At 38.0% G+C, this 14338-nt stretch carries 14 protein-coding genes; 12 read left to right on the top strand and 2 right to left on the bottom strand.

Annotated features, from left to right (window positions below):
- Positions 1-27 precede the first annotated feature (27 nt).
- From JOC36_RS07355 to JOC36_RS07400, 10 genes are all read left to right on the top strand, one after another.
- Positions 28-495, top strand: coding sequence for a hypothetical protein (locus tag JOC36_RS07355; RefSeq protein WP_205145851.1), 468 nt, complete (start codon positions 28-30; stop codon positions 493-495).
- A 207-nt stretch (positions 496-702) separates the two neighbouring features.
- Positions 703-1002: a hypothetical protein gene (locus JOC36_RS07360; protein WP_205145852.1), complete on the top strand. Its 300-nt coding sequence runs from the start codon at positions 703-705 to the stop codon at positions 1000-1002.
- Positions 999-1796 (top strand): transporter substrate-binding domain-containing protein, encoded by a 798-nt coding sequence (locus JOC36_RS07365; RefSeq protein ID WP_205145853.1) that lies wholly within the window; start codon positions 999-1001, stop codon positions 1794-1796. The genes JOC36_RS07360 and JOC36_RS07365 overlap by 4 nt, the downstream gene beginning before the upstream one ends.
- A 1-nt stretch (position 1797) precedes the next feature.
- On the top strand, positions 1798-2313 hold the full coding sequence (locus JOC36_RS07370; RefSeq protein WP_205145854.1) for a hypothetical protein: 516 nt from the start codon (positions 1798-1800) through the stop codon (positions 2311-2313).
- A 172-nt stretch (positions 2314-2485) separates the two neighbouring features.
- A complete protein-coding gene (locus tag JOC36_RS07375; RefSeq protein ID WP_205145855.1) occupies positions 2486-2779 on the top strand; it encodes a DNA translocase FtsK in 294 nt (97 codons plus the stop codon).
- Position 2780: 1 nt separating this feature from the next.
- A complete protein-coding gene (locus tag JOC36_RS07380) occupies positions 2781-3059 on the top strand; it encodes a hypothetical protein (RefSeq protein ID WP_205145856.1) in 279 nt (92 codons plus the stop codon).
- A gap of 82 nt (positions 3060-3141) precedes the next feature.
- Positions 3142-3504 carry a YopX family protein gene (locus tag JOC36_RS07385; RefSeq protein ID WP_205145857.1) on the top strand — a complete coding sequence of 121 codons (363 nt, stop codon included), beginning with the start codon at positions 3142-3144 and terminating at the stop codon, positions 3502-3504.
- A 27-nt stretch (positions 3505-3531) separates the two neighbouring features.
- Complete coding sequence (locus JOC36_RS07390) at positions 3532-3690, top strand: hypothetical protein (RefSeq protein WP_205145858.1); 159 nt, start codon at positions 3532-3534, stop codon at positions 3688-3690.
- A gap of 1188 nt (positions 3691-4878) precedes the next feature.
- Entirely contained in the window at positions 4879-6558 is a 1680-nt protein-coding gene (locus JOC36_RS07395) for a GH25 family lysozyme (RefSeq protein ID WP_205145859.1), read from the top strand.
- 338 nt (positions 6559-6896) lie between these two features.
- Entirely contained in the window at positions 6897-10472 is a 3576-nt protein-coding gene (locus JOC36_RS07400; RefSeq protein WP_205145860.1) for a mucin-binding protein, read from the top strand.
- Positions 10473-11190: 718 nt separating this feature from the next.
- On the opposite strand, the gene JOC36_RS08800 is transcribed toward JOC36_RS07400, so the two are convergent.
- A complete protein-coding gene (locus JOC36_RS08800) occupies positions 11191-11328 on the bottom strand; it encodes a putative holin-like toxin (RefSeq protein WP_338061846.1) in 138 nt (45 codons plus the stop codon).
- 270 nt (positions 11329-11598) lie between these two features.
- Here JOC36_RS08800 and JOC36_RS07405 point away from each other — a divergent pair, with 270 nt between their 5' ends.
- The gene (locus JOC36_RS07405; protein WP_205145861.1) at positions 11599-11835 is read left to right on the top strand and encodes a hypothetical protein; all 237 of its coding nucleotides are present in this window, start codon (positions 11599-11601) and stop codon (positions 11833-11835) included.
- 485 nt (positions 11836-12320) lie between these two features.
- On the opposite strand, the gene JOC36_RS07410 is transcribed toward JOC36_RS07405, so the two are convergent.
- Positions 12321-12509 (bottom strand): hypothetical protein, encoded by a 189-nt coding sequence (locus JOC36_RS07410; RefSeq protein ID WP_205145862.1) that lies wholly within the window; start codon positions 12507-12509, stop codon positions 12321-12323.
- A 384-nt stretch (positions 12510-12893) separates the two neighbouring features.
- Here JOC36_RS07410 and JOC36_RS07415 point away from each other — a divergent pair, with 384 nt between their 5' ends.
- Positions 12894-14072, top strand: coding sequence for an AlbA family DNA-binding domain-containing protein (locus JOC36_RS07415; RefSeq protein ID WP_205145863.1), 1179 nt, complete (start codon positions 12894-12896; stop codon positions 14070-14072).
- Positions 14073-14338: the final 266 nt, after the last annotated feature.

The raw sequence follows: 14338 nt of genomic DNA on the forward strand, positions 1-14338 counted from the left end.
TTATAAACCAAGAAGGAGGAGCTTGTGATGGGGGTTTATTTATCGATTATTTTTGTGTTAGATGCCTGCATGATTTTATTATACGGGCCAGATAAGAGAGCCCAGGGATGGAAGAGACATCTAATTACACTTTTTATCAGCATTACTTTGTTAAGCAATGTGATTATGACGATGCTTCTATGTTTACAAAATAAACAAATTATGGGCTTGTTGATCATGGCGATGGTTTTTCAATGTTTCGCGATATTCCATACTAAAGCGTCTCAAGCTTTCGTAAAATCAAACGGCGGATTTTTTATATTGGTTACTGGACCATTACTTGTCGTGTTATTGGCGATTCAATTGAAGATCAGGGCAGATAACGCACAGATGATTTCTGGAGGCTTACCAGTTGGATTGATTGCGTTTGGGATTTCTTTCTTGTCTACAACTTGTGTTGCTAGTAGTTACTATGCTTTTAAAGTTGGTAGAAAAGCTAGGGATAGCGAGGAATAAAAGGAAGGGTAATAAATTTTATAAATGTTTGTATGAAGAAACTGAAGTTGTCTTGGAAGAATCTTGTTTGGTGGATATAGGAAGATTATGGACAACCTTGACTAGCTATGAATCATATCTGGAAGGCATTGAACAACTTTGGCTAGCAATTTTAACATTTGTTATTTTCTATAACTGTCTCTCATTCGTTTGGAGAAAGGAAAAAAGATGGGAATTTTTAATCTAATTTTAGATGCGATACTAGGTTTATTAACGGGTTTGGATATTTATGGAATAATGGTTGCTTTGATTACATATCGTGCTTATCCCCAATATAGAGTTGTTAAAAGACACTACAAAGATAGAAATCTGCTGACTTGGTTAGCAATAATTTTGTTTGTAATTACGTATTGGATTTTCTGTATCCCTAAATCAGATAGTTTTCAGATTAAGATAACTGTAATGATTTTAGAGATTATTGTGGTACTTCTTTTGGTTAAAGCGAATAAAATAGGTGAAAACAGATGAAGAAAAATACAGTAGTACTTCTAGCGACATCCTTTGTTTTGGTGTTAGTTGGCTCAGGAGTAGTCGTCAATCAATTAAATAAAGAATCGAAAGGAAGTCGTAAGGAATTACGTGTTGGTTTAGAAGGTACATACGCACCTTTTTCATACAAAGATAAATCTGGAAAATTAGTTGGGTATGATGTCGAAGTTGCTAACGCGGTTGCTAAGAAGATGGGATTAAAACCAGTTTTCGTGGAAACTAAATTTGACTCGTTAGCTGCAGGTTTGGATGTAGGTAAATATGATGTGGTGTATAACGATATGACTGCTACAAAGGAACGGGAGAAACATTATCGATTTGGCCGACCATATCTAAAATCTGATGCGGTGATGATTGTAAAAAAGAACTCGCCAATTAAAACAGTAAATGACCTACAAGGAGCACGGGCTGCACAAACGACGTCATCTGCTTACGGTCAATCAGCCTTGAAATACGGTGCTGCGCTTATTAGTTCACCAGGATTTTCAGAGACGTTAGATTTAGTTGGTTCTGGTAAGGCAGATGTTACATTGAACTCGGAAGACGCATGGATCACATATCAAAAGAAGCATCAGACCAATAAGCTGAAAGCGATTCATACGAATGAATTAGAGCCTATTTTGGCACGACCAATGTTTAGCAAGAAACACAATGACAAAGAATTAGAAAAGCAAGTGTCTGATGCCCAAGTGAAACTGGCACAAGATGGTACTCTTAAGCGTTTATCCAATAAGTATTTTGGAAAAGATTTAACTCGACAAATTGGAGAATAATATGACAACTCATGAAATAGCAAAACAATTAACTAATAATGTTGATTTACGAAACATTGCATGCCTTGCTTTTATAGGGGGAATAGTCTTTATCTACGGTATATTCATAGCCATGACAGAATGGAGATTTCATCATGTGAAATCGGACTACTTCACGCTTATTTTAAGTATATTTATGCCTCTTGTCGTCGGGGCGGGGCTGATTTTATTTTGTGTGATGACGGCAATACAAAATGTACCTATAAATGATGTGCAAGACAGAATGATAATAGTTGGAACAGGCACGGTCAGTCCTTCAGATGATGGGAAGTATTTACGGATAAAGTCGACTGATGGATCTGGATTCAAAGTTCATGTTTCCGGAAACTTGCGAGGTGTGAAAAAGACGAAAACGATTACTAGCCTTAAAGTTAAACCAAATGATCGATTAAAAAATATAAAAACTGATAATCGATTAATAAAGTTTAAAGCAAATGGATATGGCAAAGTACTGAAAGCGGAAATGGTAGAGAAATGACTGAGGTGTCAGATATGCAAGGCCGGGTTTTAGACATGCGGACGTAAGATGCAGCCATCCAAAAGTAATTCATTAGGATATTGCTTAGAAAATGGATATGGATAGATGTTAATGAAGAAGATTTAATGCGTGCATGGTTGCATGCTGAATTGATTGAGGAGGTTTAAGAATAATGATTAACTTTTCAAATGCGTTTAAGGATGAATTAGCACCTAGCGTGTTTCAGTTTATGTTAGATAATGCTGTTTTTGAAGATCAACGTTGTGTTTTGACGTCTGTTCCTGAAATTATGAGACATTTTAAAATTGGTTATAATCGTGCTTGTTGGATGGTTGAACGGCTTATGGATGAAGGTATTGTTTCAGAAATTAAAGTTGAGGATTCAATGTCATATTCTAAATATGAATTGGTTAACAAGTATCTGGTTGAAATGTTACGAGATTTTGAAAGAGTTAAGGAGAATTAAGATGCGGAAAGTAAGTAGAGGTATGGCGCATTTGTGGGACTGGTTTGTTACGCACTTGTGGGGTTGTGTAACAGCGTTGCTAGTTATTTTAAATATCATCATGTTCAATGATGTTTTATACAATGCGGGATGGATAGGAAATATACTAGTTGGTTTTACACTCGGTATTTTTGTTGTGTTGGGAAATCTAGTAGATCGGTACTCTACTAAAATTGTAAATTTGGAAAAATATATTGATGTGATCAAACGTGATGTTCTTGATATAAAACATTGTTTATGAACTGATTAATTATAATGTGTTTATTTAAAAGTATTGAAACTATTTATGAAGTGTCTGATATAGATGGGGGTTGAATTTAACTATGGAAAAGAAACTAAAATTCAGGATTTGGTTGGAGAGAGAAGGCGAAAAACCTAAAGCTTGGTACAATACGGAAGATGATGCCACAGCATTCGTATTTGATGACGATGATAAACTTTGGATTTATGAAGAGTATACTGGATTGCAAGATATTAATAATGAGCCTATCTTTGAAGGCGATATTGTAGTAGTTGACTCTGAAAATTCAAATCACGTACATGAAAATTGCGTGATTCAAGGGAATGGAGAAATATTCGTTGTATATATCCCTAGTGTTGGACAAAGAATTCCATTAGAGGGACAAGGGATGGGCGATTTTAAAATCGTGGGCAATATCAATGAAAATCCAGAAATGCTGGACTAAGGATAAATATTAATAAGGAGTGGAAAGATGGGCTTAAAGAGCTTTTTAAAACGCTTTACAACGGGAGATAGAGTAAATTCAATGTTGGCCAAGGACAATCAAAATTTGCTAAATGAGATTAATGAACCACATCCGGGGATGCAAAAGATTGGCCCATTTACAAAGCTAGAGGATAAGATGCATTAACATATTGATAATCAGAGCTGTATGAACAAGAGGAGAAGGTGGGAGTATGAGTGAATCACCGGTTAACTTTATTGATTTAAGTGATGTCGAAGAGGTAGGGATTTGGAACTTGAAGGTTTAAAAAACAGACTGTCGAAATTGGTAGAATTGACTTTTCTAGGTGTTCTCATATGGTCTTTTCATAAATGCTTGGAACTAGATGATCTAGGTATTAAGATACAAAACCAGAGTGACACACGTTCAAACAGATAATAAATCCCAATAATAGAATCACCGATAATCAAATCTCTAAATGAGGTTTGGTTATTTTTTTTGTTTAGATACACACAAACCCCCTCAGCGTTCAGTTAACGTGAGGGGGTTTGCGGGCATATGTGGAATATGTTAATGCGGGGTGGGAATACCCCCTAATGATTATTTTATCATTCTGGTAGCAAATACTCCAATTATAGAAATAATTAGAAATAATTCAAAACATGCAAAAATAAAGCACATCAAATTTAAGCCATCCCTTTGATTGAAAAAATAGCTGGTAGTATTCCTACAAAATATAGTGTGAATCAGCTTCAAAAAGAGTATATTATTGCTTATTTAGAGCGCCATTACGGTGGGGATGGAACAACTGGCACATACTTTTACTCAATTAGAAGAACTGGTAAAAAATTTCTTTCAATCGCAAAAAGACAATTGTATTGATGGGAAAACCTTTCGTAAAGCAGATTGAGAATATCTTGGGGAAGGAAAAACATCACTACTCATATTGCTATACTCATAATCCAGATAAAAAGGTTGCAGAGAATCAATGAGTATCTGAGTTAAAAAGTAGAAAGCAAGGAGGGGGGGCTTGTTTTGAGTGATAAGTAGATCAGTAAATTATTGGATCTGTCCATCTGGACCGAGTTTTTTTGTACCAAAAACACAGTTGTTACGTCAACGCAAAAATCATACTTCCACCATGGAAAGGCTAATGTGACATAACGGTGGCCTAAACGACCATCGCAAAGCCATTTTACAGAATTATATAGAAACATTGAAAAGCGCCAAAAGGCGCTTTTTTTGTTTTAAACACAAGGATTTAAAACATCTATATAATTTGTTTTGAAAGGTTGATGAAGGAGGTTTTGTTGGAATGCGATCCATACGGTTATTAAAACAATCATCTTAATTGCAAGTGGGAGTAAGGAAAATATGGAATTAGAATTTGTATTGAAACGTCGCTCAAGTAAGGCGGCAATCTTAACGCTTACGTTAGCCAGTAGCTTATTAGGTATGCAGGTGAATGCTAATGCTATGGGGCATAGCGATTTACAAGCTACCGATTCAAGCGTTTATCATGAAATGAGCAATCAGGAACTTCATGACAAAATCACACAACGTGAATCAGTGCCATCTGATAAACCATTGAAAAAGGTAATTCAAGCAACAACGGGTGTGCCAACGCTATCGATCACTGATAAGACCCGTCCAAGGACTGATGCAGTCGATGTGTCGTCAAATAATGGTACGCCATCTGTAAACGACTTTAAGGTCATGAAGAAGAATGGGGTCAAGACGATTGTTGTTAAGCTGACTGAGTTCACGACCTATAAAAACCCGGTGGCCAAGCAACAAATTGCGAATGCTAAAGCGGCCGGGTTAAACGTTTCAGTTTATCACTATAGCTGGATTAGCAGTCCAGCAACTGCCAAGTCAGAGGCAAAGTATTTCATTGCATACGCAAAATCATTAGGCATCCCCAAGGGCACGCCACTAATCTTGGATCAAGAAGAGGGCTTTACGCTTACCGGTAATATCACGCAAAATATCCAGGCATTTCAGAATGAAGTAAAAAGTGCTGGTTATGTTTGTCCAGTTTATACATATGTGAGTTACGTCAATCAAGCGGGTAGCAAGATGAATGTTAATACATTGGGGCCAAAGTCATTTTGGATGGCTCAATATCCATTTAATCCGTTGAAGACAAATCTTTGGAATACACAGTATGGTGCCTGGCAATTTTCTGATGCTATGACTTTCCCAAGTGTATCGGGCAAGTTTGATGCGTCAATTGATTATACGGGTGTGTTAGCCCCTAAGGAGGCAGAGCCTGAAAAGCCAACGCCACCAACTAAACCAGATAGCGGTTCAAGCTCTTCATCGTCATCTAAATCAAGTAGCTCTAGTTCATCTAAGTCAAGCAGTGCTATCTCTTCATCTAAGACTAGTAGTTCATCAAGCAGCAAGAGTAGTTCAACGCAAAGTTCAAGCTCTAGTAGTAGCGTGAGTTCGTCTGCTAAGTCAGGAAGTTCAACTTCAAGCTCAGTATTTGAATCATCTAAATCAAGTAGCCACACTGAATCATCAACGGAACGCTCAAGTTCTGAGAAAGAGGATTCAAAAAGTTCAAGTAGTGAACTAGGGTCATCAACACCTGTGGAAAGCTCTTCAAGCGATGCTAATGGTAGTAAAGAGTCAAGTAGTCATGGTGTAACGCCAAATGTCTCAGAAAGCGGTTCAGATAAGTCTGATGGGCATAATCGCTCAGAGGAAGAGGCACAGGAAAGCTCAAATACGAATCGGAATGATACAAAAGTCAGTGAAGTAGAAACTGTAGAAGATCCGAAAGCGATTGATGGATATGACATGTCAAACTCTGGCCAATCTACTGATGTGTCATCTAAAGACAATACTGATAATGGCACACCGATTAACGAAAGTGCTGTAAATAAATCAAGTAGCAGTGAATCTAAGAATCCGTTGATTAAGGCGATACAAAAAACGTTGCCTAACACGGATGTAGATAGTGGCACATGGTTAACTGCACTTGGATTGTTCATCATCATGATTTGTACGGTTGCGCTATCTCACAAGAAGGATAAGTCTAATTAAACTTGTTAATAAACAGGATAACTACAATGTTGATAAACAAAGCAAAGATTAAAGCGGTAAGTAAAAAAGTACTCATTTTTGTGGTAGAGGTAGTGAGTTATTTCTTTTGACAAGCAAAGCGTGAACACAACTAAGCATGGTTGTGATAGAGATGGTACAGACAATACAAACGCAACATACACAAGTAAGTTAAAAAAGGCGGAACTATGACGATATTCAAAGCAAAGAATCTAGTCCGCTAATATGAATTAAAAAATAATATAAAGAGAGATTAAGTAATGAAACCTAGAAGCGTAATTGCAGGACTGCTGTTCAGTTCTGTATTCACATTCGGATTGATGACATCCCCAGTATCAGCGGATTCAACGGAAACAATTGACGGCATCCCTGTTAGCCTAAAAGAGGAAGGGTTATCAAAAGCTTCATATCAAGCACCAAAGCTAATGGTTGAAGATGGTTCAGTATATGAGGCCGATAAATCTGATCACTTTAAAGTCAGCAAACTGACATTTAAGTCAGAGACCGGGACTACCTTAAAAGGGAATATTAATTTAGGTAAGACAACCGCCTATGGTGTCGGTTATACTTTTGACTTCACGGCCAAAGACTTGAAGGAAGGTGACATTGTTTGGCTACCAATTAAGCATTATCAAGGTACAAACGTTTCAAACGATGTGTTGGCAAATGGTGTTGGTATTAAGGACCAGACAGGTAGTTTTGAGATTGTGGGTACTGATAATGATAAAGGTGTCGGTATCCGGGTGTTGAAAGATGTCACAGAAGGTACTGGACATTTTAATATCGGAGCCGCGACTGCTAACCGACGTACTAACATCGTGTTGCAAATCAATAAGACCTTAACGGGTGTAGAGGCTTTGGCCAATAAGATTGAGTATGGTGGTAACACGGTGGCCACACTATCATCAGATGTTACGGAGCCAGCATATACAAAGACAGGGTTGCATAATTACATGGCCGTTTCACAAAAGGGTAATGTATTAGAAATGCCAATGTATGTGCGTCAAACAAAGTCTTTGGATGCGACAGCTGCTAAGAAGACATCAAAGGAACTTGGTGTTGATGACTACATGATGAGTTCAACCATCAAGGTTAAGAACGATACGATTAAGGGGCTAGATTCATTTGGATTTAACGCCTGGACACTCATCCCCGGGGATAAGGGATACAACGCCTTGCCTTTGAAGACACTGCAAGGTGCAAAAGGTAACTTGATTACCGGAACACAACTCTATCATGGTGATGAGAATGATTATTATAAGCAAGTTGAAATGCCTGAAGGTTTGACGGAAAACCAAGTAAAGGCCCGCCTAAAGGATGCCATGGCAAAGGATAAGCGCTCAAATTACTGGGGTTATTCAATTTCAAAGGATGGCCATTCAGTTGTACAAGCCGTTTACTTTGGTGATTTCTTTGACATGTCAAAGCATATGAAACTCAAGGACAGTACCAAGTACAAGGAAATGGGTGCGACATCAGTTCATGACTTCTTTGAAAAGGTAACAGGATACAAATATAGTGCTGAGGCTGCTAAGTACATCGATGCTAACTATGATAAGCATCCTGGAGAGCTTTCAATGTACATCCGTTATACGATTGCGGATCCATCGGCTGACCATGATGTACATTCAGACTTTAATACAACATTACCAACTAAGGAATCATATGACTTCAAGACAAATGGATCTGTCGCAAATGTTTCTGGCCAATCATCTGTTAAGGTTTACTACAAGGATGAAAACGGTAAGTCAATTGATGATGTTGTGACGCTTTCAGGTTGGCCAAAGGGGTCTGAAAAGAACTCTGATGGTAAAGACAAAGCAACAGCGCAAGCAAAGGTCATTAAAGGATATGTCTTGAAGAAGGCGCCAGACAAAGCTGGTCAAGATGCATTACGTTCTGTAGATGTTGATTTCCCTAAGGAAGGTGAAACAGCTGATGTGACCTATGTATATGAAAAGCTTGGTAAGTTTACGACTGACGAGGCTTCTGTTTCAGATAAAATGCCATCATACGAGAACGATGACAAGAATCCTTCTAAGATTAAGGATGACGCTGTGATTCCTTACGTGCCAAACAAGAAACCACAAGGACCTGATGGTAAGGATTTGAACTTGGTAGACCCTCACGACAAGAAGAAGGGTTACAAAGCACCTGAGGTAGAAGATGCCACTAAGGACACAAAGATTACTTATGTTGCGGACCAGGGCTCAGTTAAAATTCAATATGTTGATGCGGAAACAAATGAAGTCCTACACACTGACACAAAAGATGGTGACATTGGTAACCATGTAGATTACTCACCAGCCGATAAGATTAAAGAATTTGAATCAAAGGGCTTTGAGGTTAAGACAAACAACGTTCCTAAGGAGATTACTATCAAGGATGGTGAAACCATTTATGTTGTGGAACTTGGCCACAAGCTAAAGACCCACACCCCTGAAATTACAAACGGTATGGGGATGGATAAGTTGCGAAAGACAGTTAAGCAAACTATCCAATACCGTAACGCTCAAACTAAGCAACCAATGCCAGGGATGAATGACCATGTGCAATCATTGGTATTCTCTAAGCGTATTGTGACGGATGAAGTAACAGGTAAGATTGTTGAAGAAACACCATTCACTGCTAAAGCTAACGGATACGATGCTGTGACCTCCCCTAAAGCAAATGGTTGGGTGGCTGATAAGTTGGTTGTGCCAGGACGAGAAAATGTCACTGTTGAAGATGGTGACACGACTGTCTATGTAGATTACGTGCCTGGTGATCAAAAAGGTAAGATGACATTCATTGATTCTTCAACTGGTAAAGAGATTGCCGTTGATGCATTAGCCGGTAAATCAGGTGAAAAGTCACCTTATACACCTAATGACCGTATTAAAGAACTTTTGGAGAACGGTTATGAGCTTGAGGGTACAAACTTCCCTAAGGATGGTTTAGTGTTTGACGAAGATGATGATAAAGACCAAAACTTTGAAACGAAGTTGAAACCACGAGTAAGCCCAATTACACCGGATACACCAGGTAAGCCTGGGCAACCGCTTGATCCGCAATATCCAAATGGTGTTAAGTGGCCTGATGGTAGTGACGCCACATCTTTGACAAAGAAGCGTGTCATTGATTATGAATTTGAAGGTGAACCATCAAAGCGTGCTTCTAAGGAAGAAAGCGTAAAAATTCATCGTACTGGCCAAATTAATCACGTGACCGGGGCTGTAACTTGGACAGAATATCAACCAGGTCAATTTAGCAACGTTGATACACCTGAGGTATCGGGATGGACTGCAGATAAGGCAGCGGTGCCTGGCGTAGCGGTTACTAAAGACACTAAGGATGTGACGCACGAATTAGTGACTTACAAGAAGAATGCTGACGAAAAGCCAGATGAATCTAAGCCTGTTCCACCGGTAAAGGGAGATAAGCCTAAGCCAGATGAAAACAAGAAACCTGATGAACCAGAGGAAGAAAAGAAGACCCCTGAGGAACCAGATGACAAGTCATCTAGCGTTAAGCCGGATTCAAACAAAGCTGTAGAACCAGACGACAAGACTGAACCTGTTGAAGAAACAACCCCAACAGACAACAAGCAAGAGCCAGGAGACGTAAACAATGCGTCTGAGACCAACGCTAAGAGCCCACAAGGAACAGGCCAAAGCAATGGTGCAAATGTGCCCGGGGATGCAAACGTCGCTTCATCAAGCTCAAAATCAGCAAAGACGCTACCTGAAATGGCAGCAAAGGCTGTAGACAAGGTATTGCCAAATACAGGTGCCAAGCAACAGGCTTGGTTAACAACCTTGGGTGTGGTACTTATGGGCTGGGTGATTTGGAGTATGGGCCTTAAAAACCTTGTTAAATCTGCTATTAATCAAGTAAAATCGAAGAGTGATAAATAATTTATCGAAATAGATTACCAAACAGGTAGTTTATTTATAACAAAGTCGCCGGCCACATTAGGACGTTGTAATATTGGAGTGCATCGCTCTGGTGATAAAAAGGCCATGGATAGATTTAACTTATTTAAGTTGATTGGCAATAACTTTCAACCATGCTTTCGTCGTTACTCACAATCTCAATAAAAGCATGATCAAAAGAGACCTACAAAAGTAGGTCTCTTTTTTATCAGTATAAAAAGATTGAGAAACGCAATCAATGATTGGAAGTGCAATAATCATGTAACAGCCAGAGTTTAAGGAGAAATTTCTGATGTCTTATTTCTTGTGTTGATGTTGATATAAATCAGAATATATCGTATCATAATTGTAGCTGAACTCCTTTCTAGAAGATTTTGCTCAAGTGGGTTATACACCGTAAGCACTACCTTTTGGAAAGATAGAACCGCTATACGTGCTAAAGTTGGCGTGCGACCCAATGCACACGTCGAGTATAGCGGTTTTTTGGTGTCTTATTTCTTGCTGTTATTGGGGATGAATATCAGCAAATACGCAGGTAACTTTCTTGCACATGTCGGGGAACAATTGTTATAATAAGGACATAAAGAAAAGCCCAAGTGCAGGAACACTTGAGCTTCTACAAGTTACTTCAAACGGTGACTGATTAATTACTTCATTAACCGCCTAACCTATCAAAGTTTAAGGGCGGTTTTTTTGTACCTTATTTCTTGTGCTGGTCGTTGATATAACTCAACAACGCTAACAATAATGTTCCGAACATTAACATCAATGTTAATGCGTCGTAAAAAGACAAAACGGTTAAGTGGTCGTTGGAGAACAGTTGATCGTGTTTCAGCAAGACAAATAAGACAATTACCTAATTGGCCTGACATAGAATGTCAATCTATCCAATCCAATAGTCTTAGACACCCTATCCATCGTTGCTGTTTATAATAAAATTCGTGAGATAAGAGGAACGCTTAATTTTCAATTTGATAAGTCCTCTTTTTAGAATACAATCATCCGACTCATAGCGTACGTTATTTAGTACGTTAAAGTGACGTTAGGGTAGAAAGTGGAAGATGAACTAATATTGATTATGACATTATATTGAGGAGGACATTATATTATGGAGGTATTTACATCAAGTTGGACTAGAAGTAATTGGGCGAAAGTTCTAAACATGGTTAAAGCTAGTAAACTTCCGATGCAGGTAGGAACAGATGATGCGGAGAGTGTTGTTATGGTGCCTAAGGCGGAGTATACTTCGATGGTTGAAACCCTTTTTCTAGAGGAGAATGGCGTTTTAAATAACGTGTTTGAACGTATGGCTAATACTTCGGAAACCGACTTTGATGAAGTTTAGTTGTGATATTTGAAAATGTTGACGACATTCTTAATAATCCTGTTGCTTACAAAGTTATGCAACATAGGCAGGTTACTAAGAAGGACTTTACCACACTGATAGTTGTTAATCTTGAGCTTCACCATCATTTTCTCAACAATATTGGAAAATGCATCGGAACATGTTAGAATGTGAATACGAAATACAAAAGAGTTGGTAAATAACCTTCGATTTTTAGCTTTTTGGGTGTGATGGCCTGAAAAGCTTTTTTTATGCTATAATTTCTGCGGCGCACCATCACAAAAGCGCCAGATTGGAGGTTATTTAGATGACCCTAATGTATTTCGTGCTCTCAGTTGTAATCAGCGTGGTTGCTGGTGTGATTGTGGAGATCATTAAACGTTACTTCATGAAGTAGTGTTTTGAAAGGCGTTGACCGGTTTCTGGTTAGCGCCCTTTTTTTATAGTCAGATTAACTGTTTTGTTATGTATCTATTGAATTTTTGCTATGTATGATTATCTTGACTAATTTCTCGCTCGTTTTGATCATTGGCGCTCATCTGAATATTGAATATACAATTACGATTATTGCCATTTATGACAACTGGCGCATCCCCACATTCAATTGTTTTTTGTTCTCGTGGTGCCAATAGTTCTTTGATTAAGCTCCATTTGTCCTTAATCCAATTAATCATTTAGTAGGCTCCTTTCTGAAGTTTGAACATCTCTTGATGTCACTTATTTATTGTAAGTTTAAGTGCGGAAGATTACAAGCGAAATATTTGCTGAAATTAAACGTTGGCATTTATTTAGTTGTAGCAGAGATTGATTAATCGTGTCATATGGTTGAAGAATACTTATATGCGTTTTTACTAAGGAAAATCTTTTTGCGTTATCATGACACTAGAGATACTTGGCTTGTTTAATATAGAGCTAAGCTAATACTTCATGGAAAATTTCCATAAAATAAAGTCATTATTGGATAGTGATATAATGACTTTAAATTAGGTGAGTGAAGTAAACAATACGAACATATGAGGATAGAGGATATAGGAATGAGCATAAGCCGAGAAGAGTTAATGCAATTAATACAAACACCTGAGGATGAGATGCATGATTTCAAACGAGAGTGGTATAAAAGCACCAAAACTTCGGAACTGATAAAAGATATATTTAGTTTCGTCAATACGTCACATCATGACGATTGCTACTTGATCATTGGAGTAACTGATGACCAAGACTGTGTAGGTGTCTTAGAAGACGAAAATAGAAAAAATCAACAGATGGTAATCGATACTTTGCGACAGTGTCCCATATCAGGTGGGGTAATTCCCAAGATTAGCGTGGATACGTATACAGTTGACGAGAAAGAGATTGATGTTATAACAATATACGATACTGATGAATTACCTGTTTTTCTGAGTCAAGATTATCCAAAAAATCCAAAAGGGAATAAAATAATTCATGCAGGTCAAATATTTACAAGAAATAAGGATGTAAATACTGGCATTGTTAGTACCGCATCTTTTGGCCAAACAGAAGTTCTTTGGAAGAAACGTATGGGACTTGATCTACCGATTAAGCAGAGATATGGTCGCGTTCTCTCTGAAGTACAAAATTGGGAATATTTTGAAAATAGACGAAATGAATGTGGCTATGTTTATACCGTGGATCCTGATTTTGTTATTATGCTGGAAGATATGGACGAGGACAGGGACGAATTGATGGCATTTAGTCTTAACCTGTTTAGGAAAAGAATTAATACTTGTCATATTGATCTGATGTTTAGAAATGTACTAGTGGACTCTTTTAACGGCGTTTTCTTAGATAGCCGAAACGCATTGGTTGTCATGCCAGATATGGGCTTCGTAGAGGGCATGGGAGAACCACTAACTGGTCAATCGTATTATTATTATTTGAAATCTAATTTAAATTACAAGTTACAGATGATGATACAAAAGGTCCCCCATGGGATAGCAGGTGGTTGTGAACAATTGAGGCCTTTTTATGAATCAGTTGTACTTTACAACGAAGAATCTGAAAAGGAAGAGATTGAGCATAATATTTTAGCTAAGGAACCATCTATCGAAGAGGAAATTGATGTATCTGAGGATGACATTAAAAAACAGATTGATGCGATGTGGGCGGACTTTAGTGAAGAGGACGACGCACTAAAGCCAAGTAACATTGAAGGAATGCTAAGACAATTGAAAACGGCACAGTTCATTAATCAGTATTTATCCTCAACACGTGATTAATTGAAGTTTTTAAAAATCTCAATACCTGGCAAAGTTTAGTGAGATGTTTTTTTATGCATTTATTTGTTGTTTTCAACAGGGATGAACCACGGGTCATAAGCAGGTACACAACTTGCACAAGTCGGGTAACGATTGTATAATAAAAGTGTGGGGAACACTTGAGGTTTTACAAGTTACTTCAAACGGTGACTGATTAGTTTTTACATTAACCGCCAAACCTATCAAAGTTTAAGGGCGGTTTTTTTGTGTCTTATTTCTTGTTTCTT

The sequence above is a fragment of the Weissella uvarum genome, from assembly GCF_016908785.1.
GTDB lineage: Bacteria > Bacillota > Bacilli > Lactobacillales > Lactobacillaceae > Weissella > Weissella uvarum.

Coding starts and splice junctions, on each gene's coding strand:
- JOC36_RS07385 (WP_205145857.1), top strand. CDS start 3,142: ATGGAAAAGAAACTAAAATTCAGGATTTGGTTGGAGAGAGAAGGCGAA.
- JOC36_RS07410 (WP_205145862.1), bottom strand. CDS start 12,509: ATGATTAATTGGATTAAGGACAAATGGAGCTTAATCAAAGAACTATTG.
- JOC36_RS07370 (WP_205145854.1), top strand. CDS start 1,798: ATGACAACTCATGAAATAGCAAAACAATTAACTAATAATGTTGATTTA.
- JOC36_RS07355 (WP_205145851.1), top strand. CDS start 28: ATGGGGGTTTATTTATCGATTATTTTTGTGTTAGATGCCTGCATGATT.
- JOC36_RS07400 (WP_205145860.1), top strand. CDS start 6,897: ATGACATCCCCAGTATCAGCGGATTCAACGGAAACAATTGACGGCATC.
- JOC36_RS07390 (WP_205145858.1), top strand. CDS start 3,532: ATGGGCTTAAAGAGCTTTTTAAAACGCTTTACAACGGGAGATAGAGTA.
- JOC36_RS07380 (WP_205145856.1), top strand. CDS start 2,781: ATGCGGAAAGTAAGTAGAGGTATGGCGCATTTGTGGGACTGGTTTGTT.
- JOC36_RS07360 (WP_205145852.1), top strand. CDS start 703: ATGGGAATTTTTAATCTAATTTTAGATGCGATACTAGGTTTATTAACG.
- JOC36_RS07365 (WP_205145853.1), top strand. CDS start 999: ATGAAGAAAAATACAGTAGTACTTCTAGCGACATCCTTTGTTTTGGTG.
- JOC36_RS07415 (WP_205145863.1), top strand. CDS start 12,894: ATGCAATTAATACAAACACCTGAGGATGAGATGCATGATTTCAAACGA.
- JOC36_RS07395 (WP_205145859.1), top strand. CDS start 4,879: ATGGAATTAGAATTTGTATTGAAACGTCGCTCAAGTAAGGCGGCAATC.
- JOC36_RS07405 (WP_205145861.1), top strand. CDS start 11,599: ATGGAGGTATTTACATCAAGTTGGACTAGAAGTAATTGGGCGAAAGTT.
- JOC36_RS07375 (WP_205145855.1), top strand. CDS start 2,486: ATGATTAACTTTTCAAATGCGTTTAAGGATGAATTAGCACCTAGCGTG.